The sequence below is a fragment of the Microbulbifer sp. Q7 genome, assembly GCF_001639145.1.
GTDB lineage: Bacteria > Pseudomonadota > Gammaproteobacteria > Pseudomonadales > Cellvibrionaceae > Microbulbifer.
This window is the reverse complement of record NZ_LROY01000002.1, coordinates 882,488-901,885: the sequence shown is the minus strand read 5'-3', so window position 1 is coordinate 901,885 and position 19,398 is coordinate 882,488. Positions and strand designations below refer to the sequence as shown.

Genomic DNA, 19,398 nt, shown 5'->3' with positions numbered 1-19,398 from the left:
CCTTAGGCGCCGCCGCTCTGCTGCCCGTCGGGAACCAGGTCCCCGTCCACCAGATGCAGGCAGCGGTCGAGTGCGCCGGCAAGGTCGGGGTCGTGGGTGACGATGACAAAACTGATTCCGGTTTCACTGTTCAAACGGTCCATCAGCTTGTGAATGTCGCGGGCGGTGGTGCGATCCAGGTTGCCCGTAGGCTCGTCCATCAACACGCAGGCCGGCCGCGCCACCAGCGCGCGAGCGATTGCCACCCGCTGGCGCTCGCCACCGGAGAGCTGTGCCGGCTTGTGCGTGAGGCGCTGGCCGAGGCCTACGGCCTCGAGCATTTCCTGTGCGGCAGCGCGAGATTCTGCAATCGACTGCTTGCCAATCAACAGCGGCATGGCGACATTTTCCAGCGCGTTAAATTCGTTCAGCAGATGGTGGAACTGGTACACGAAGCCCAGGCTGCGGTTGCGCAACCAGCCGCGCTCGTTCGCGTTCAGGGCGGCAAGGTTTTTGCCCTCCACCCAGACCTCCCCGGAAGTCGGTGTATCCAGCCCGCCCAGCAGGTTAAGCAGTGTGGACTTGCCCGAACCCGAGGCGCCGACAATCGCCAGCCGCTCGCCTTTGGGGACCTGCAGTTCAACACCGCGCAACACGTCCAGCTGGTTGGCACCCTGCCGGTAGGTTTTGGTGAGTTGATGGCAGGCCAATACCACATCAGCGGCCGCCTGCGGGCGGGACTCTTCCGGGTGAATTTCCACTTGGCTGTTCATCTTATGCTTCATTTACCTTGTGGCGTGCAGACGTATCGGCACGCCGAATTATTTGGGTTTATTCGTAGCGCAGTGCTTCTGCCGGCGCAATCTGGGCCGCGCGCCAGGCCGGGAACAGGGTTGCCAGCAGGCTCATGATGACCGCGGCACTCAATACCATCACCGCATCCCCGACACGAAACTCCGAGGGCAAAAAGCTCACGAAAAATACCCGCGGGTCGAAAATCTGTGCGCCCACCACCCCCTCAATCCAGGAAACCAGGTCGGTGAGATTGAGCGCGATCAGGGTGCCTAACAGGCCGCCTATCAGTGCGCCGATAATGCCAATGGCGCTGCCCTGCACCACGAACACCGCCATAATCTGCCGGGAGGTCAGGCCGAGCGTGCGCAGCACCGCGATATCCGAGCGCTTGTCCGCCACCATCAAGACCAGTGCCGAGACAATGTTGAAGGCGGCCACGGCGACAATGATCATCAGCATCAGGGTCACCACGGTCTTTTCCATCTTCACCGCCTGGAACAGGCTGCCCTGGGAATGGCTCCAGTCTTCGCCGGTAAACCCGTCTCCCAGGGACTGGGCGTAACCTTCCACGCGCCCCAGTGCGTTGTTCATGTCATCAAACTTGAGCTGCAGGCCCTGCACTTTGCCGCGCATGCGCAGCAGGCGCGCGGCATCGTCCAGATGCATCAGCGCCATATTCTGGTCCACCTGCGCACCGACAGAGAATACGCCGGCGACGGTGAAGCGTTTGGTGCGGGGAAAGATACCGGCGGGCGTGATGACCACTTCCGGCAGGGTGAGAATGACACTGTCGCCGGGAATCACGCCCAGCTGACGGGCGAGAATACGCCCAAGCACGATGTTGTAACTGCGCGACTGCAGGGCATCCAGACTGCCCATCAGCATGTGTTCGCCAACTTTGGAAACTTCGCGCAGGGCAACCGGGTCCACGCCCTGAAACTCAACCCCCTGGGACTGGTTGTTGGCTCCGAGCAGCGCAAAGCCGCGTACAAACGGGCTGGCGGCAACCACGTGGGGCTTCTGGCGCAGCGACTCTGCAGCGGCATTCCAGTCTTCCAGGCCACCCTTTTGTTCCACAAACCCGTGCGGCACCACGGACAGAATCCGGGTTTTCAATTCCCGGTCAAAGCCGTTCATCACCGAGGTCACCACGATCAGCGCCAGCACGCCCAGTGCCATGCCCAGCAGGGAGAATCCATTGATGAAGGAAATAAACTGCTGCCGACGGCGGGCGGCCACGTAACGCAGGCCGATATAAAGAGGAACTGGTTTTATCATGGGTTGATTTAAGCGGAAAAACGCCAAGAAATCCAAGTATTTACGCACATCCGGTGCAGGGTATGGCTACTTGGACCACAGCGGTCACTTGGGATTCCACTTGAGCAACTTTTCATTCAACCGCTCGATCCTGGCTTCGTCCCAGCCCTCAGGCTCGGTCAGTCGTTGCCAGGCGCGCACATAGTCCGCCGGCGCGTAGCTGTGCCCATACCCCATGGGTGCAATACCGGCGTGCATATCCATCGCCAGCTGCAACATGGTGACGATGGGATACCACTGGAGGTCCGGCGAAACATCCTGCGCCCGCGGCTCGGCCATCCACGCCGGCCGGCGCCAGGCTGCAGCGGGGTCAAAGAACACGATGGGATCACTGCCGTGCTGCAGGTAGGCAATGCGGAACCGGCCCCAGGGTACGCTTCCCTTGTCGTACCCGCCAAAATGGTTGCCAAAGCGCACCATCGCGCCGCCACGAAATTCCGGCAACCAGGCGGGCGAGCCCTCATCCCGGTGGGCAGTCACCTGGCGCCAGGTGTCACTGCGGAACGGCGGGCCAGTCCACAGGGCACCGTGAAACGGGTCGTCGAGGATGTCGTAGAAATCGAAGGAGCGGTCCGAGTTGAGCGCGCCCAGGCTGAGGCCGAACAGATACAGCTTCGGCCGCGTGGCACGCGGCAACGTGCGCCAGTAGCCGTAGATACTGCGAAACAGCGCCTGGGCTGTTTCGCGACCGTAGGCGTCTTCGGTCATCAGCGCAATCGGGCTTGGCAGGTAGGAATACTGCGCGGCGACGCTGGCGATATCACCGGCAAACAGGTATTCCACGGAGTTGATGGCTCCCGGGTCCACCCAGCCGGTGCCCGTGGGTGTGATCAGCAGGAGCACCGAGCGCTCGAAGCCCCCGACCCGCTTGAGCTCTTCCAGCGCCAAGCGCGCACGCTCATCCGGTGCATCGGCGGCATTCAGCCCCGCGTATACCCGGATGGGATCTTTTGCCTCACCGGTGACCTCCGCGATGTCCTTGGCCGTGGGGCCAAGCGCCAGATACCGCCGCCCCTGATGCCCCATATCCTGCCAGCGCAACAGGGAGTCAGGCCCCCCGGCTTTCAAACTTCCCTCGGGCGCCTTCATGTCGGGCACAATGCGCGCGTCGAGCCGCTGGTATATGCCATCCACCTGGTGGAGCGCTGCGGTCAGCAGCACATCATTGAACACTGCCCAGAACAGCCAGAAGGCAGCAAACAGGCCGAGGATACCCGCGATACGCCGGGGCACGCGGTGCGCCAGCTTGCCGAAGACGAACGAAAACAGGAGTTTAAAGAGTTTGCCCAGCAGTAGAAACAACAGAAACACCAGGCCGGCGACCAGCGCGATGGTCAGCGGCCGCACCCCGGAAACGGTTTCCAGGCCCATCAGGGCGCGCACCGAGTTCTGCCATTGCGTGGCCTGCCAGAGAAAGCTGAGCGCCAGCAACACACAGAATCCGGCTGCCAGCCAGCGCAACAGGCGCGCGGTTTTCGCACTGACGGAAGGCAGCTCGAAGAAATGCCACAACCACACCAGCAACACGCCTACCCCGTAGCCCGCTGCCAATGAGGCACCGGAGATCACGCCCTGTACCACGCCTTCGCGGGGAATGAGGGAGGGGGTAAGCGAAAGCGCGAAAAAGAGCGTACCGACCAGCAGGCCCGCTGTAGAGAAAAAGTGCCGCCATTGCATGCGTGACTGTCCAAAGAGTCAAACTCCTAGCAGCCTAGCACAAGCGGGTTTGCCGGCCCGGTACCCGCGCAGATACGCCATCAGACGGTAGCCACCAACAGCACCGTGCAGCAGGAAAAACGTGAAGAATTCCGCATGTTTGGGCACAATATCTGCTTTAATGTCTGACACTTAGAACAACATAATTCGGAGAAGGACCATGCTCAGCAGACTCCGCAAACAGATTCCCGCACTGGCCGGCGCCGCCTGCCTTGCCCTGTCTGCAACGGCCACCACCAGCATCCACGCGGAGACGCTTGAAGTACCGGTGGGTAGTCAAAGCAGCGACACTTATGTGGAGCAGGTGCGTGGGCTCAAGAAAGACGAGGTGACCGCGCGGCTGGGCGAGCCACTGGGGATTCAGGGGCCGGTGGGCGAACCCGCCATCACCCGTTGGGAGTACCCGGAGTTCTATGTGTATTTTGAGAAGGATGTTGCCCTGCATACGGTGAAAAAACACCGGGGCTGAAGGCAGTTCGGGCGGATCACGTCATGGATCCGCCCTCTTCCGCGATCGAAACAGGGTTCGACGCCGATTGATAATCAATAAAGGAAGGTAGCGGTTCCGGTAGAGATCAGCTCTTCACGGTCGTTATGTAATTCCATCCGCGAAACCACCAGCTTGTTGCCGACCCGCAAGATAGACCCGCTGCAGACAAAGTGCTCGCCGCGGCCAGGCTTCAGGTAATCCACCCGCATATCCACAGTGCCAAGGCGCATCAGGCGTTGCACCTTCTCCTCCCAGTCGATGGCACCTCCCATACGCTGATAGGCCGCCACCATCGCGGTAAACCCACCCACCGTGTCCAGCGCCGTGGCAATCACGCCACCGTGCAGAATATTGTGAAAGTGGTTGCCGATCAGCTCCGGCTTACGGGCAAATTCTGCCGACAGCGTCTGCGCTGCAAAATCGAAGGCGTGAAGCTTGAGGCCGACTTCACGCACAAAGGGCACCTGTTCGAAGACGCCCTGCACCAGTGTGCGAAACTCTTCCGAGGATGGCTCCGTCACAGTCGGGTAATCCGGTTGAGACCATCCAGTGCCGCGCTGCGGTACGCTTCCGCCATGGTCGGGTAGTTGAAGGTGGTGTTCACGAAGAAATCGATCGAATTGTTCGGCGCGGGCTGTTTCATGATGGCCTGCCCGATGTGCACGATCTCCGCCGCCTCAGCCCCGAAACAGTGGATGCCGAGAATCTCGCGGGTTTCGATGTGGAACAGAATCTTCAGCATGCCCACACGCTCGCCGGAAATCTGCGCCCGTGCGGTGTGCTTGAACAATGCGCGACCGACTTCGTAAGGCACCTTGGCGTTGGTCAGCTCGGTTTCGGTTTTACCTACGGAAGAGATTTCCGGCAGCGTATAAATACCGGTCGGGGCATCTTCAATCACACGATGACCGCGACCGACGATGGCGGCCGCCACTGCGCGGCCCTGGTCATAGGAAGCGCTGGCGAGGCTCGGCCAGCCGATGACGTCACCAGCCGCATAGATATTTTCCACCCCGGTGCAGTAGTGGTCGTCTACTGCCAGCTGGCCCCGGTGATTGGCCTCGAGGCCGATATTTTCCAGCCCCAGTGAGCCGGTGTTACCAGAGCGGCCGTTACACCACAGCAACGCATCCGCTGAAATCCGCTTGCCGGACTGCATTTCCATGGTCACACCACGGTCGGTGCCGATCACCTTGGCATACTCCTCGCGGTGGCGCACGGTAACGCCCATATCGCGCAAGTGATAGCTCAGGGCATCGGAGATTTCGTCGTCAAGAAATTCCAGCAGGTGGCCGCGGCTGTTGATCAGGTCCACTTTCATGCCGAGAGCGGCAAAAATGGAGGCGTACTCACAGCCAATCACGCCGGCACCGTAGATGATGATCGCCTGCGGCGTGTGCTCCATATCGAGAATGGTGTCACTGTCGTATACCCGCGGGTGGTCAAAATCCACATCCGCCGGACGGTATGGACGCGAACCCGTGGCAATGACAAATTTTTCGGCGGTAACAATTTCCTTGGCGCCGTCGGTCAGCTGCACTTCAACACTGTTGGCATCGCGGAAGCTGGCTTCGCCGACAATCAGGTCGACCCGGTTGCGCGCATAGCAGCTGGTGTGCATTTCCACCTGGTAGGAAATGACTTTGTTCACCGTCTGCATGACCTGCGGGAAGGTCAGGCGACGCGGTTCACCGAGGGCGCGGAACACACTGTGGGTGTTGTAGCGCATCAGCTGCTTCACGGAATGCCGCAGCGCCTTGGAGGGAATGGTGCCCTTGTGGGTACAGTTGCCGCCCACTGCGGAACGCCGCTCAATTACCGCCGCACGCAGCCCCTTCTTGGCCGCGCTCATGGCCGCGGCTTCCCCCGCCGGACCGGAACCAATTACTACCAGATCGTACTTGGAATCTGCCATTGATTTACTGTCTTTGTATTTTTAGTGGAATCAGGCTTGGATAACTCAAGACTGCTTGTTGGGCTTTTGGGTTGCATCGTACGCGAGGTCAGACGGCGCAGCGGCTTTTGCCAGTGCGGCCTGGCGCTGACGCTCCTGCTCTTTCTCGCACTCGTCGTCGTCACCACCACAAACTTCGCAGTCTTTCTTCATACCCAGTGTGTTCAGACCACCGCAAGTGCCTTTTATCGGCTTGTTTTGCAGGATGGCACCAATAGCCATACCGGCCACCAGCAGCACCATAAGAAAGAATGCAAAAATATAAATAGTCACGGTTACCTCCCCTGACTTTCTAGATAGGGCTGAAACGCACTACTGGCGCGCTCTTCGAACCCGGAATCGGTTTTTACCAGCAGGAACACCGCCAATTGCCGCTGCTCTGCCAATTTTAACGCTTTATCGGCGCCGATCACATTCAGCGCTGTGGCGTAGCCATCCGCCTCCGCACAGGTGTCGGCGATAACCGTGACCGAGGCCAGGCGGTGCTCTACCGGCCGCCCGGTGCGCGGATCTATGGTATGCGCATAGCGCTTGCCGTCCCGCTCGTAGTAATTGCGATAGTCACCGGACGTCGCCACGGCCTTGCCACTCACCACAATCGGTTTCTGCACCACCTGCCCCGCCGTCGGGCGCTCGACGCCAATGCGCCAGGGGTTACCCTCGGGGTTTACCCCCGCGGTGCGCAGCTCACCACCCACCTCCACCAGGTAATTGACGATACCGCGCGAGGACAGCAGCTCGGCCACACGGTCAACGCCGTGGCCTTTGGCAATGGCCGACAGGTCAATCTGCACCGGGCGGGTTTTGGTGAGCGTCGAGCCCTCAACAAGCAAGGCATCCGAACCGATCACATCGAGCAGCGCCGCAATCTCGCCATCATTGGGTATGGTTTCCGGCTCCGGCTGCGGGCCAAAACCCCACAGGTTCACCAGCGGGCCCACGGTCACATCAAACGCGCCGTCGCTGTGCTGATAGATCTCCAGGGCGCGTTCTACCACCTGGGCAAGATGCGGTGACACGGCCACCGCTTCGCCCACCGGTGCGCGGTTGAAACGCATCAGTTCCGAGTCGGGGATGTAGGTCGACATCTCCTGATTGACCGCAACCAGCTCCGCATCAATGGCACCCTGCAATTCTGCACGCTGCACCCCTGCGGGCACATCCACCACGGTAACGTGGTAGGCGGTTCCCATGGTGGGGCCGGTGAGCTTCCAGGTCTGCTTCTGCGGACTACAAGCGGCCAGGCTGACGGCAATGACCAGCGCCAGGCCGAGCCCAAGCAGCCCGACCAAGGAAGAAAACCCGCGCGGCACAAACAAAAACAGGGCCGAAAGGAGCGGCCCTGTTTTTGTGGATGTATTGTCACGTCCAATCATGCGTGATCAGCCACCGAAGTCGTCGAGCAGGATATTGTCATCCTCTACGCCCAGGTCTTTCAGCATATTGATCACCGCCGCGTTCATCATGGGCGGCCCACACATGTAGTACTCACAGTCTTCCGGCGCCGGGTGGTCCTTCAGGTAGTTTTCGTACACCACATTGTGGATGAAACCGGTGTAGCCTTCCCAGTTGTCCTCCGGCTGCGGATCAGACAACGCAATATGCCACTGGAAGTTGTCGAACTCTTCCTGCAGGCCGTTGTAGTCATCCTCGTAGAACATCTCGCGCAGGGAGCGCGCACCGTACCAGAAGCTGATCTTGCGGCTGGAGTGCAGACGCTTCAGCTGGTCAAAGATGTGCGAACGCATGGGCGCCATGCCGGCACCACCACCGATGAAGACCATTTCGTTGTCGGTATCCTTGGCGAAGAACTCACCGAAGGGACCGTAAACGCGCATGGTGTCACCTGGCTTCAGGTTGAAGACGTAGGAAGACATCTGACCCGGCGGAATACCTTCGGTACGCGGCGGCGGTGTCGCGATACGGATGTTGAACTTAACAACGCCCTTCTCTTCCGGGTAGTTGGCCATGGAGTAGGCACGAACCACCGGTTCGGTGACTTTGGACTCCAGCTTGAAGAAGCCAAAGTGCTCCCAGTCACCGCGGTACTCTTCTTCGATATCGAAGTCGGAGAACTTCACGTGATGGGGCGGCGCTTCCAGCTGAACGTAACCACCCGCACGGAAGTCGACGTTCTCGCCTTCCGGCAGCTTCAGGGTCAGCTCTTTAATGAAGGTGGCCACGTTGGGGTTGGATTCCACAGTGCATTCCCACTGTTTCACACCAAACACCTCTTCAGGCACTTCGATCTTCATGTCCTGCTTGACCGCAACCTGACAGGACAGACGCTTGCCTTCTTTGGCTTCACGCGGAGTGAAGTGTGCCGCTTCGGTCGGCAGCATGTCGCCACCGCCCTCTTCAATCACACACACACACTGTGCGCAGGAGCCACCACCACCACAAGCCGAAGCCAGGAACAGGTTGTTGGCAGCCAAAGTCTGCAGCAGTTTACCGCCGGCCGGTACGGTGAGCGTTTTCTCACCGTTGACCACGATATTGACGTCACCGGTGTTTACCAGGCGAGAACGGGCAACGAGGATAACCGCCACCAGTGCCAGCACAATCACGGTAAACATCGCAACGCCGAGAATAATTTCCAGATTCATCGTATTGCGCTCCCCGATTAGATATCGATACCACCGAAGGACATGAAGCCAAGCGACATCAGACCAACGGTGATAAAGGTGATACCCAGACCTTTCAGGCCATCGGGTACATCACTGTACTTAAGTTTTTCGCGGATACCGGCCAGTGCGGTAATCGCCAGTGCCCAGCCGATACCGGCACCAAAGCCGTAGGCAACACTCTCACCGAAGTTGTATTCGCGCTCGACCATGAACAGTGACGCACCCAGGATGGCGCAGTTCACGGTAATCAGAGGCAGGAATACACCCAGGGCGTTGTAGAGCGCCGGTACATACTTATCCAGGAACATTTCCAGGATCTGCACCAGAGCCGCGATTACGCCGATGTAAGACAGCAGCCCGAGGAAGCTGAGGTCAACGTCGGGATAACCCGCCCAGGCGAGCGCACCATCTTTCAGCAGGTAGGCGTAAATCAGGTTGTTGACCGGTACCGTAATGGTCAGTACCACAACAACTGCAACACCCAGACCGATCGCCGCATCTACCTTCTTGGATACCGCCAGGAAGGTACACATCCCGAGGAAGAAGGCCAGCGCCATGTTTTCAACGAAAATGGCGCGGATAATTAGAGAAATATAATGTTCCATCTATCAGGCCTCCTGCTGCGCCAGCGGCACTTTGGAATTGGACGTAATCTTGAATTCGTCCTCTTCCACCTGCGCAGGCTTCCAAGTACGGATCGCCCAGATGAACAGACCGATCAGGAAGAATGCGCTCGGCGGCAACAGCAGCATGCCGTTGGGGACATACCAGCCACCGTTATTAATGGTTTCGAGAATCGGATAACCAAACAGGGTGCCGGCACCAAACAGTTCACGAATAACCGCGAGACCGATCAGGATCACGCTGTAACCCAGTCCGTTGCCGAGGCCGTCGAAGAAGCTCTCTTTCGGGCCATGTTTCATGGCGAAAGCTTCCGCGCGGCCCATCACGATACAGTTGGTAATAATCAGACCAACGAATACCGACAGCTGCTTGGAAATATCATAGGCAAGCGCCTTGATCACCTGGTCCACCAGAATTACCAGCGAGGCAATCACGGTCATCTGCACGATGATACGGATGCTGTTGGGGATCTGGGTACGGATCAGGGACACCAGTACGTTGGAGCAGCAGACCACTACGGTCAGTGCCACACACATTACCAGTGTCACCTTCAGGGAGCTGGTTACCGCCAGCGCGGAACAGATACCGAGGATCTGCAACGCGATAGGGTTATTGGTAAAGATCGGCTCCAGCAGAGTATCTTTCAATTTCATGATGTTACGCCTCCCCTGCTTTCAGGTTTTTCAGGAAGGGGCCGTAACCTTCACTGCCGAGCCAGAACTCGACCAGGTTATCGACACCCTTACTGGTCAGGGTTGCGCCGGACAGGCCATCGACCTTGTACTCGGCATTCGGAGTGTTTTGATCAACACTGCCCTTGATCACGCTCAACGCCACGTCACCATCTTCGGCATAGACCTTCTTGCCTTCCCAGATCGCTTTCCAGTTGGGGTTGTCAACTTCGCCACCCAGTCCCGGTGTTTCCTTGTGCTCGTAAAAGCCCAGGCCGGCAACGGTATTGAGGTCATTTTGCAGCGCGAGGAAGCCGTACAGCTGACCCCACAGGCCGTAACCGCGCACCGGCAGAATCACCTTCTGCAGCTCGCCGTTCTCTTCCACCAGATACACTTCTTTGATGTGCTCGCGGCGGATGATTTTGGCAACGTCCTGCTCCGGAGTCAGCTTGTCGCTGGCGGAGGGGATTTTCGCAGCGGCGCGACCGCTGCCGCCTGCCGGCGCCTCATCGGTGAACTTGCCAGTGCGCAGGTCCACATACTTGATGGTGACATTGGCAAATGCGGACTCAACCGCATCCTTACCAGCCTGGTTCGGATCGATCAGGTCGCCAGCCAGCAGCACGTTGCGCTTGAGGTCCAATGCAGCATTTGCCTGCTGCATGGGCTTCAGCATCACCGCGGCGGTGGAAACAATGACGGAACAGACGATACACAGCACCAGGGCTACGATCAGTGTTCCCTTGACGGAATCTTTATTAGCCACGTGCCAACCTCCGTTTGATATTGGACTGCACCACGAAGTGGTCAAACAGCGGCGCGAACAGGTTGGCGAACAGGATCGCCAGCATGATGCCTTCCGGGAAGGCCGGGTTCACGACACGGATCAGGACGGTCATCACACCAATCAGGATGCCGTAGTACCAGCGACCCATATTGGTCATGGCTGCGGACACCGGGTCGGTGGTCATAAAGATCAGACCGAACGCAAAGCCGCCTACAACCAGGTGCCAGTACCAGGGCACATTGAAGAAGACGTTGGTCTCGGAGCCGATAAAGTTGAACAGCGTCGAGGTAGCCATCATACCCAGCAGGGTACCGGCCACGATGCGCCAGCTGGCAATCTTCATGCCCATCAGGATGACGCCGGCGATCAGGATCACAAAGGTGGAGGTCTCACCGATGGAGCCGTGCATGTTGCCGAAGAACGCATCCCACCAGGTCAGCGGGCCCGCTGCGGCATTCACCACACCGTTTACGACACCTTCGTTCGCCAGAACGGACAGCGCGGTAGCGCCGGTATAGCCGTCGACCGCGGTCCACACCATGTCGCCAGACATGGAGGCCGGGTAGGCAAAGTACAGGAAGGCACGACCAGTCAGCGCCGGGTTGAGGAAGTTCTTGCCGGTGCCTCCGAACACTTCCTTACCGATCACCACACCGAAGCTGATGCCCATGCCCACCAGCCACAGGGGCAGGTCCGGCGGACAGGTCAGCGCGAACAGGATCGAGGTCACGAAGAAGCCTTCGTTGACTTCGTGGCCGCGTACCGCTGCGAACAATACTTCCCAGATACCGCCGACGATGAACGTCACCAGGTAAATTGGCAAGAAGTACATGGCCCCGTAGACGAAGTTGTCCCAGACGCTACCGGCATTGTAGCTGGTGAGCGCGCCAATAATGGCGTGGCGCCAGCCTTCAAACTCGGTGGTGCCCATATCGGCGATGATCAGGTTGGACTGATAACCGATATTGTACATACCCCAGAAGGCCGCCAGCATGGCACAGGCCCAAACGGTGATCATGATGCGCTTCAGATCGATACCGTCACGTACGTGAGCGGTAGTCTTGGTGCGATCGGCCGGCTGAAACAGGCCGGTATCAATCGCTTCGTATAGCGCGTAGAACTTTTCGTATTTGCCGCCCTTGTGGAAATGCGGCTCGATGGAATCGAGGAACTTGCGCAACATCCTTAACCCTCCTTCTCAATACGGGTCAGGTTATCCCGCAAAATGGGACCGTACTCGTACTTGCCTGGACACACGAAGGTGCACAGGGCCAGATCTTCCTCGTCCAGCTCCAGCGCGCCCAGCTGCTGGGCGGTCGCGGTGTCACCGACAATCAGTGCGCGCAACAGTTGCGTCGGCAGCACGTCGAGGGGAACCACGCGCTCGTAGGCGCCGATCGGCACCATGGCACGCTCGGAGCCATTGGCACTGGTGGTGAAATCGTACAAACGATTCTTGAACAGGCGCGACAGGTAAATCGGCAGTGCAGAGAAACGCTTGTTGCCCGCCCGCAGGTAGTGCAGGAACGGACGTTCTTTGCCTTCCACCAGCACGCTCACCTGATTGGCGTAGCGGCCGAGATAGGCCAGCGGGCCGGTAGCAGTAAGCCCACCGAACACAGAACCGGAAATGAGACGGTTGTCGCCGTCTTTCAGTTCACCCGCAGTCAGCGCTGTCAGGTCGGCGCCCAGACGGGTGCGGATCAGACGCGGATTGTTGACCTGAGGGCCACCCAGGGCAATCACACGGTCGGTGAACAACTTGCCGGTTTCGAACAGTTTGCCCACGGCAATCACGTCCTGGTAACCGATGGTCCATACCTGACGGCCGGGCTTGACCGGGTGCAGGAAGTGGATATGGGTTCCCGAGAGACCTGCCGGGTGCGGGCCTGCAAAGGCTTCGCGCTGCACGGAAGCCGTGCCCGGCACCGGAATGTCAGCATCCGGCGCGGTGCAGACAAAGGTCTTGTCAGCCAGCTTGGAAAGGATCTCAACACCCTGAGCGAACGCATCGCGCTGCTCGGCGATGACCACAACCGGGTCAGCGGCCAGCGGATTGGTATCCATGGCATTGATGAAGAGCGCGGATGGCTGGGCATCAAGTGCCGGCACCTTGCTGAAAGGGCGGGTACGCAGAGCCGTCCACAGGCCGGACTCCACCAGGTTTTCACGCACCTGCTCCGCAGTCAGGCTGCCCAGCTGGTCAGCGCTGTAGCTGGCAAACTGCTCGGCCTCATCACCTTCGACTTCGATGACCACAGACTGCAGCACGCGACGGGCGCCACGGTTGATGGCAACCACGCGACCGGCGGCCGGTGCAGTGTAACGCACGCCTTCGGTTTTCTTATCGGTGAACAGCAGCTGTCCGAGTTTGACGCTATCCCCTTCCGCAACCGCCATGGTGGGCTTCATCCCGTTGTAATCGGGACCGACCACCGCAACAGTTTTGGCAGCAGGGCCATCGTGGATGACCTGCTCGGGCGCGCCGGATATGGGTAAATCCAATCCCCGACGGATCTTTCTCATACGCCTATGCCTAAGTTCTAAGTTGGTAGGTTTATAAAAATCTAGAGTTAGAAAACACTAAAAATGAAAAGCAGAAACCCATGGCGGGGACTTAGGCCGTGGTACTCCTGAGGATAGCCCCGAACTACCGGCGCTATGGCTCCCGCTCGCCTGGCGACCTCTGTGGCGCTGCAGGCAGCGGCTGCTGCACTCCGGGGGGCGTAAAGTCTCGCATTGCGACCGCAACACGCGGCCTTCACGCAAACACACTCCCGGCGCACGGCGGCCCCGCAAAATCGCGCGCATTATAAGGATGGGGCCGTGGCTTTACCAGAGCAGATAGAGCCAAATCGACTCAGGATGAGGAAAATTTTGCTGAAAAAACAACGACTTTAGTTGGAGGCGCCGACCGGGGAACCGGCTCGGCTGGCGTGAATGGCGTGGCGCGGAATTGATCTGCCTGACCAATCGACCGCGCCACGGGCACCACAGAGAAGAGCCAGCGCCCTCCCCTGCGGCATCAGGACCCGTTAGTCCTTCTTCGGGAACAGCTCGTAGCGTACGCCAGCCATGTCTTCCAGGCAGCGCACCACCTGGCAGCTGTAGCCGAATTCATTGTCGTACCAGCAGTAGAGAACCGCATTGTCCTCTTCCACGATGGTGGCAATGGAGTCGAATACACAGGCGCGACGGGAGCCCACGAAGTCACTGGATACCACTTCCGGGGAATTGGTAAAGTCGATCTGCTGACGCAGCGGTGAGTGCAACGCAACCTCGCGCATGTACTCGTTCAACTCTTCCTTGGTGGTGTGCTTGCCCAGGCGCAGGTTCAGGATCGCCATGGACACGTTCGGGGTCGGTACGCGGATCGCGTTACCGGTGAGCTTGCCTTTCAGCTCCGGCAAGGCCTTGGACACCGCTTTGGCCGCGCCAGTCTCGGTCAGTACCATGTTCAGCGCAGCGGAACGGCCGCGACGCTCGCCCTTGTGGTAGTTGTCGATCAGGTTCTGGTCATTGGTGTAGGCGTGTACCGTCTCCACGTGACCGTGCTCAACGCCGTATTTGTCCATCATGGCCTTCAGCACCGGCACAATCGCGTTGGTGGTACAGGAGGCCGCCGACAGGATCTTGTCTTCCGGCTTGATCTCGCCGTTGTTGATGCCGTACACGATGTTCTTCAGGTCACCCTTGCCCGGTGCGGTCAGCAACACCTTGGCGGCACCCTTGCTTTCGAGGTGCTGGGACAGGCCCTCTTCATCGCGCCATACACCGGTACTGTCGACAATCAGCGCATTGTTGATACCGTGCTGGGTGTAATCCACTTCCTGCGGGGAGTTGGCGTAGATCACCTTCACTTCGTTGCCGTTGCAGATCAGGGAGCTGGTCTCCTCGTCTACACGGATGGTGCCGTTGAAGGCGCCGTGTACGGAGTCGCGACGCAGCAGAGAGGCGCGCTTGACCAGATCGTTGTCGGCCTTGCCCTTGCGCAGCACGATGGCGCGCAGACGCAGCACATCACCACTACCTGCTTTTTCAATCAGCAAGCGGGCAACCAGACGACCGATACGTCCGAAACCGTAGATAACCACGTCCTGGGTTTGCGGCAGCGGCTTGCCCGCGCCCCCGGCGTCGGCGAGTTCTTCGCGCACGAACTCTTCAATGGAGAGGCCACGCTGGTCGCGCATGTACTTATTGGTCAGCGTACCCAGGTCGATATGTACGGGACCCAGATCCAGCTTGCAGATAGCCTCGAGCACCGGATAGGTTTCAAACTCAGACAGCTCGTTCTCTTCCACCTGACGTACAAAACGGTGGGCTTTCATAATGCTGAGTACGGAGCGGTTCACCAGGTTTTGGCCGTACATATAAATGCCGACGTTGCTTTCCCGGTTGAGCTTGCCAATCATCGGAATCATGGATTCCGCCAGCGCTTCACGCGCTTTCCAGTCCTTGAAGAAGTCAGCGGGCTTCGGTCGCTTCTGAGTCACAGTCGGACACCTCTGCAGAGTGATAATGGGGGTCGCGCCTCCGCCCGGCCCGGACGATCAGAACGGCTCTGAATCTCGCCTCGGGGGTGAAGGCCGGCGCATTATGTGTATTCACTTGGGGCCACGCAACCGCGTAAAAAATAGGCTAAAAACTGTAGTTAAACTACATTTTCCCGACGCCGAAAGCACCGGAGAATCCGCTCTCCGTCCCGCGCTCATAACCGCAAATTTTGCCCCGCGCGGAGCCCAAACCTGCACCGGCCACGTTTCACCGCTACAATAGCCGCCCCCGGGCCGTCAGCGGTCAGAAAGCACGGAATTATAAGGAAACATGAGTCAATTCCCCCCTTTGTCACCCCCCGCCTTTCGCGCACCCAATGACCGCCAATTCTGGGGCCAGCTGCACGGCGCCAGCGCTGCCCTGGCCATCCTGACTGCCGCGAGAAACAGCAGCGCCCCCACCCTGTTGATCGCGCGCAACAGCCAGGAAGCGCAGCAACTGGAACTGCAGCTGAAATTTTTTAACAAGCCCGGGCGAGATGACGGCGCCGAAGCGGCGCATTCAGGGTTACCGATTTTCCAATTTCCGGACTGGGAAATTCTGCCTTATGACACCTTCTCTCCGCACCAGGACATCATTTCGGACCGACTGGCGACGCTCTACCGGCTGCCACAGATGCAGAGCGGGATTGTCATCGCGCCGGTCAGCACCCTGTTGCACCGGCTGGCCCCCAAAGATTACGTCGCGGGCAATGCCCTGATTCTGCAGGAGGGCCAGAAATTCGACCTCAACAAGCAGCGTCGACTGCTCGAGCAGGCCGGTTACCACTGTGTCGATACGGTATACGAGCACGGCGAGTTTGCGGTGCGCGGATCGCTCATGGACATATTCCCCATGGGTAGCAACCTGCCCTACCGGATCGACCTGTTCGATGACGAAATTGAATCCCTGCGCACATTTGACCCGGAAGATCAGCGCACCATCGACACGGTGGAGCGCATTCACCTGTTGCCCGCACGGGAATTCCCGATGCACAAGCCAGGCCTGGCAAAATTCCTCGAGCGGTGGCACGAGCAGTTCGAGGTAGACCCGGGCCCTGTCTCCATCTACCAGGACATCAGTGCCGGCATTGCACCGGCGGGTATCGAATACTACCTGCCGCTGTTCTTCGACCAGTGCGCGAGCCTGTTCGATTACCTGCCGGAGGGCAGCCAGGCGTTTATCCAGGGCGATTTGCAGCAGCCGGTCGAATCATTCTGGCGGGAAACCGATAACCGTTACCAGAGCCGCCGTGGCGACCTGACACGGCCGATTCTGGAACCGCGCCAAGTGTTGCTGGACATCGACGAGTTCTATGCCGCATTGAAGTCGCTACCGCGCGCCTTCTTTTCCCCGGAAACACTCCCGGATACAGCCGGCAACTACAACTTTGCCAGTGCCGTGCCGCCCAACCTGCCCGTCGACGGAAAATCCGAGCAGCCGCTGAAAGCCCTGGAAGCCTACCTGATGGAATACAGTGGCCGCGTGCTGTTTTGCGCGGAGAGCGGGGGCCGCCGCGAGGCATTGCTGGATCTGCTGAGCGGCATCCGCCTGGCTCCCAAAACCTTCGACAGCTGGCAAAGCTTCCTCACAAGCGATGCCCAGTACGGCATTACCGTAGCCGCCATCGACAAGGGGCTGTTGCTGGAACAACCCCCGCTGAACCTGATCGCCGAACCCCAGCTGTTTGGCGAACGGGTACTGCAACAACGCCGCCGCAAAAAGGCCAAAGACGATGCCGACAACGCGGTAAAAAACCTCGCCGAATTGCGTGTGGGCGCACCGGTTGTGCATATCGATCACGGGGTTGGGCGCTATAAAGGCTTGCAGAGCCTCGACATCGACGGCCAGCAGGCGGAGTTCCTGACCCTAGAATACGGCGATGGCGCCAAGCTCTATGTGCCGGTGGCCAGCCTGCACCTGATCAGCCGCTACTCTGGCGCGGACGAAGAGCTGGCGCCGCTGCACAAGCTCGGCAGCGAGACCTGGCAGAAGGCAAAACGCAAGGCCGCCGAAAAAGTGCGTGATGCCGCGGCCGAGCTGCTCGACATTTATGCCCGCAGGGAGGCCCGTGTTGGGCATGCCTTCGGTGACCCGGGCCTCGCTTACCGCGAATTCACCGCCGGCTTCCCCTTCGAGGAGACACCGGATCAGCAGCTGGCCATTGAATCGGTGGTTGGCGATATGCTGTCGGACAAGCCGATGGACCGCCTGGTATGCGGCGATGTCGGTTTCGGTAAAACCGAAGTTGCCATGCGCGCTGCGTTTGTCGCGGCACATGGCGGCAAACAGGTGGCCATGCTCGTGCCCACCACCCTGCTCGCCCAGCAGCATTTCCAGTCGTTGCAGGACCGCTTCGCGGACTGGCCTATCACTATCGAAGTCATTTCCCGCTTCCGCAGTAACAAGGAAGTGGATGCGATCAAGGAGCGTGTGGCAGCTGGTAAGGTGGATATTCTTGTGGGCACCCACAAATTGCTGCAGAGCGACCTGAAATTCAAAAACCTGGGCCTGCTGATTATCGACGAGGAACACCGCTTTGGCGTGCGCCAGAAAGAAAAGCTGAAGAGCCTGCGCGCCGAAGTGGATATCCTCAACCTCACGGCAACGCCGATTCCACGCACGCTCAATATGGCTATGGCGGGGATTCGCGATCTCTCGGTCATCGCCACGCCGCCCGCGCGCCGGCTCTCGGTAAAAACGTTTGTGCGCGAGCGCGACGAAGCCCTGATCAAGGAAGCCATCCTGCGGGAAATCCTGCGCGGCGGTCAGGTGTACTTCCTGCACAATGAAGTGAAAAGTATCGAGCGCCTTGCCCGTGAGCTGGAGGCTTTGGTTCCGGAAGCCCGCATCGGCATTGGCCACGGGCAGATGCGCGAGCGCGAGCTGGAACAGGTGATGAGCGATTTTTACCACAAGCGCTTCAATGTGCTGGTGTGCACCACCATCATCGAAACCGGTATCGACATTCCAAATGCCAACACCATCCTGATCGAGCGCGCGGACAAGTTCGGGCTCGCCCAGCTGCACCAGCTGCGCGGCCGCGTGGGGCGTTCTCACCACCAGGCATACGCCTACCTGCTTACGCCCAACAAGCGCGCCATGACGGCGGACGCGGTGAAGCGCCTGGAAGCCATCAGCGAGGCCCAGGACCTGGGTGCCGGATTTACCCTGGCCACCCACGATTTGGAAATCCGCGGTGCGGGTGAACTACTGGGCGAGGAGCAGAGTGGCCAGATCCAGAGTGTTGGCTTCAACCTGTATATGGAAATGCTCGATCACGCGGTAAAGGCCATTCGCGAGGGGCGCACCCCGAACATCGACGAGCCCCTGGAATCCCCCGCGGTCGACGTTAACCTGCGGGTACCCGCGCTGATCCCGGAAGACTACCTGCCGGACGTGCACAGCCGCCTGATCATGTACAAGCGGATCGCTAATGCGGAGGACAAGGCGGCCCTGAAAGAGCTGCAGGTGGAGATGATCGACCGGTTCGGACTGCTGCCAGAACCGGTGAAGCACCTGTTCCGCATTACCGAGATCAAGCTGCAGGCCAACCGCATGGGCATTCGCAAACTGGAGGCCTCGGCCACCGGCGGACGCATCGAGTTTTCCGAAAATGCCAAGGTCGATCCGCTGACCCTGGTGAAGATGGTGCAGACCCGCCCCACCACCTACCGATTGCAGGGCGCCAACCAGTTGAACTTTACCCTGGATGAGAGCGGCCCGGAGCAGCGCTTGCAGCAGGTCAATGAGGTTTTGCAACAGCTGTCCCAGTAACCACAACCCCACGGTCGACAAGCGCCGCCAGCGGTGGCGCAGTCGACACATTCGCCAATCAATCAATGTTAATATGGGCGAATTCGTCGCCATCACGCGGCTCGGACAGCCCGGTACCAGACCGG

Annotated in this window: 16 protein-coding genes; 2 read left to right on the top strand and 14 right to left on the bottom strand. The window is 59.4% G+C overall.

All coding sequences use genetic code 11. The annotated features are described in order from the left end of the window. Positions 1 to 2: 2 nt before the first annotated feature. The 3 genes from lolD to AU182_RS09400 form a co-directional block, all read right to left on the bottom strand. Entirely contained in the window at positions 3 to 752 is a 750-nt protein-coding gene (lolD, locus tag AU182_RS09410; RefSeq protein WP_066964126.1) for a lipoprotein-releasing ABC transporter ATP-binding protein LolD, read from the bottom strand. Between the two features lie 58 nt (positions 753 to 810). Further along, positions 811 to 2,052: a lipoprotein-releasing ABC transporter permease subunit gene (locus AU182_RS09405; protein ID WP_066967824.1), complete on the bottom strand. Its 1,242-nt coding sequence runs from the start codon at positions 2,050 to 2,052 to the stop codon at positions 811 to 813. A gap of 84 nt (positions 2,053 to 2,136) precedes the next feature. Continuing rightward, the gene (locus AU182_RS09400; RefSeq protein WP_066964123.1) at positions 2,137 to 3,768 is read right to left on the bottom strand and encodes an alpha/beta-hydrolase family protein; all 1,632 of its coding nucleotides are present in this window, start codon (positions 3,766 to 3,768) and stop codon (positions 2,137 to 2,139) included. 199 nt (positions 3,769 to 3,967) lie between these two features. On the opposite strand from AU182_RS09400, the gene AU182_RS09395 reads away from it, so the two are divergent. After that, positions 3,968 to 4,276: a hypothetical protein gene (locus AU182_RS09395; RefSeq protein ID WP_066964119.1), complete on the top strand. Its 309-nt coding sequence runs from the start codon at positions 3,968 to 3,970 to the stop codon at positions 4,274 to 4,276. A 74-nt stretch (positions 4,277 to 4,350) separates the two neighbouring features. Here AU182_RS09395 and AU182_RS09390 read toward each other — a convergent pair whose 3' ends face one another. From AU182_RS09390 to AU182_RS09340, 11 genes are all read right to left on the bottom strand, one after another. Further along, a complete protein-coding gene (locus AU182_RS09390; RefSeq protein ID WP_066964116.1) occupies positions 4,351 to 4,818 on the bottom strand; it encodes a thioesterase family protein in 468 nt (155 codons plus the stop codon). Next, positions 4,815 to 6,212, bottom strand: coding sequence for a Si-specific NAD(P)(+) transhydrogenase (gene sthA / locus AU182_RS09385; protein ID WP_066964107.1), 1,398 nt, complete (start codon positions 6,210 to 6,212; stop codon positions 4,815 to 4,817). Before sthA ends, AU182_RS09390 begins: the two co-directional genes overlap by 4 nt. Positions 6,213 to 6,257: 45 nt before the next feature. Continuing rightward, positions 6,258 to 6,524 (bottom strand): (Na+)-NQR maturation NqrM, encoded by a 267-nt coding sequence (gene nqrM, locus AU182_RS09380; protein ID WP_066964105.1) that lies wholly within the window; start codon positions 6,522 to 6,524, stop codon positions 6,258 to 6,260. A gap of 2 nt (positions 6,525 to 6,526) precedes the next feature. After that, entirely contained in the window at positions 6,527 to 7,543 is a 1,017-nt protein-coding gene (locus AU182_RS09375; protein ID WP_066967821.1) for an FAD:protein FMN transferase, read from the bottom strand. A 90-nt stretch (positions 7,544 to 7,633) separates the two neighbouring features. Then, entirely contained in the window at positions 7,634 to 8,857 is a 1,224-nt protein-coding gene (nqrF, locus tag AU182_RS09370; protein WP_066964102.1) for an NADH:ubiquinone reductase (Na(+)-transporting) subunit F, read from the bottom strand. A gap of 17 nt (positions 8,858 to 8,874) precedes the next feature. Continuing rightward, a complete protein-coding gene (gene nqrE / locus AU182_RS09365) occupies positions 8,875 to 9,483 on the bottom strand; it encodes an NADH:ubiquinone reductase (Na(+)-transporting) subunit E (protein WP_066964100.1) in 609 nt (202 codons plus the stop codon). A 3-nt stretch (positions 9,484 to 9,486) separates the two neighbouring features. Beyond that, positions 9,487 to 10,155 (bottom strand): NADH:ubiquinone reductase (Na(+)-transporting) subunit D, encoded by a 669-nt coding sequence (locus AU182_RS09360; RefSeq protein WP_066964097.1) that lies wholly within the window; start codon positions 10,153 to 10,155, stop codon positions 9,487 to 9,489. A gap of 4 nt (positions 10,156 to 10,159) precedes the next feature. Next, entirely contained in the window at positions 10,160 to 10,942 is a 783-nt protein-coding gene (locus AU182_RS09355; RefSeq protein WP_066964094.1) for a Na(+)-translocating NADH-quinone reductase subunit C, read from the bottom strand. Next, positions 10,935 to 12,146, bottom strand: coding sequence for an NADH:ubiquinone reductase (Na(+)-transporting) subunit B (locus AU182_RS09350; RefSeq protein ID WP_066964091.1), 1,212 nt, complete (start codon positions 12,144 to 12,146; stop codon positions 10,935 to 10,937). The genes AU182_RS09355 and AU182_RS09350 overlap by 8 nt, the downstream gene beginning before the upstream one ends. A 2-nt stretch (positions 12,147 to 12,148) precedes the next feature. Continuing rightward, positions 12,149 to 13,489 (bottom strand): Na(+)-translocating NADH-quinone reductase subunit A, encoded by a 1,341-nt coding sequence (locus tag AU182_RS09345; protein WP_066964088.1) that lies wholly within the window; start codon positions 13,487 to 13,489, stop codon positions 12,149 to 12,151. Between the two features lie 509 nt (positions 13,490 to 13,998). Beyond that, complete coding sequence (locus tag AU182_RS09340) at positions 13,999 to 15,456, bottom strand: glyceraldehyde-3-phosphate dehydrogenase (RefSeq protein WP_153039200.1); 1,458 nt, start codon at positions 15,454 to 15,456, stop codon at positions 13,999 to 14,001. A 331-nt stretch (positions 15,457 to 15,787) separates the two neighbouring features. On the opposite strand from AU182_RS09340, the gene mfd reads away from it, so the two are divergent. Continuing rightward, positions 15,788 to 19,273, top strand: coding sequence for a transcription-repair coupling factor (gene mfd / locus AU182_RS09335; protein WP_066964083.1), 3,486 nt, complete (start codon positions 15,788 to 15,790; stop codon positions 19,271 to 19,273). Positions 19,274 to 19,398: the final 125 nt, after the last annotated feature.

Excerpts from the sequence above, each read along its gene's own strand:
- lolD (WP_066964126.1), bottom strand. The coding sequence starts at position 752 with ATGAACAGCCAAGTGGAAATTCACCCGGAAGAGTCCCGCCCGCAGGCG.
- AU182_RS09405 (WP_066967824.1), bottom strand. The coding sequence starts at position 2,052 with ATGATAAAACCAGTTCCTCTTTATATCGGCCTGCGTTACGTGGCCGCC.
- AU182_RS09400 (WP_066964123.1), bottom strand. The coding sequence starts at position 3,768 with ATGCAATGGCGGCACTTTTTCTCTACAGCGGGCCTGCTGGTCGGTACG.
- AU182_RS09395 (WP_066964119.1), top strand. The coding sequence starts at position 3,968 with ATGCTCAGCAGACTCCGCAAACAGATTCCCGCACTGGCCGGCGCCGCC.
- sthA (WP_066964107.1), bottom strand. The coding sequence starts at position 6,212 with ATGGCAGATTCCAAGTACGATCTGGTAGTAATTGGTTCCGGTCCGGCG.
- nqrF (WP_066964102.1), bottom strand. The coding sequence starts at position 8,857 with ATGAATCTGGAAATTATTCTCGGCGTTGCGATGTTTACCGTGATTGTG.
- nqrE (WP_066964100.1), bottom strand. The coding sequence starts at position 9,483 with ATGGAACATTATATTTCTCTAATTATCCGCGCCATTTTCGTTGAAAAC.
- AU182_RS09360 (WP_066964097.1), bottom strand. The coding sequence starts at position 10,155 with ATGAAATTGAAAGATACTCTGCTGGAGCCGATCTTTACCAATAACCCT.
- AU182_RS09350 (WP_066964091.1), bottom strand. The coding sequence starts at position 12,146 with ATGTTGCGCAAGTTCCTCGATTCCATCGAGCCGCATTTCCACAAGGGC.
- AU182_RS09345 (WP_066964088.1), bottom strand. The coding sequence starts at position 13,489 with ATGAGAAAGATCCGTCGGGGATTGGATTTACCCATATCCGGCGCGCCC.
- mfd (WP_066964083.1), top strand. The coding sequence starts at position 15,788 with ATGAGTCAATTCCCCCCTTTGTCACCCCCCGCCTTTCGCGCACCCAAT.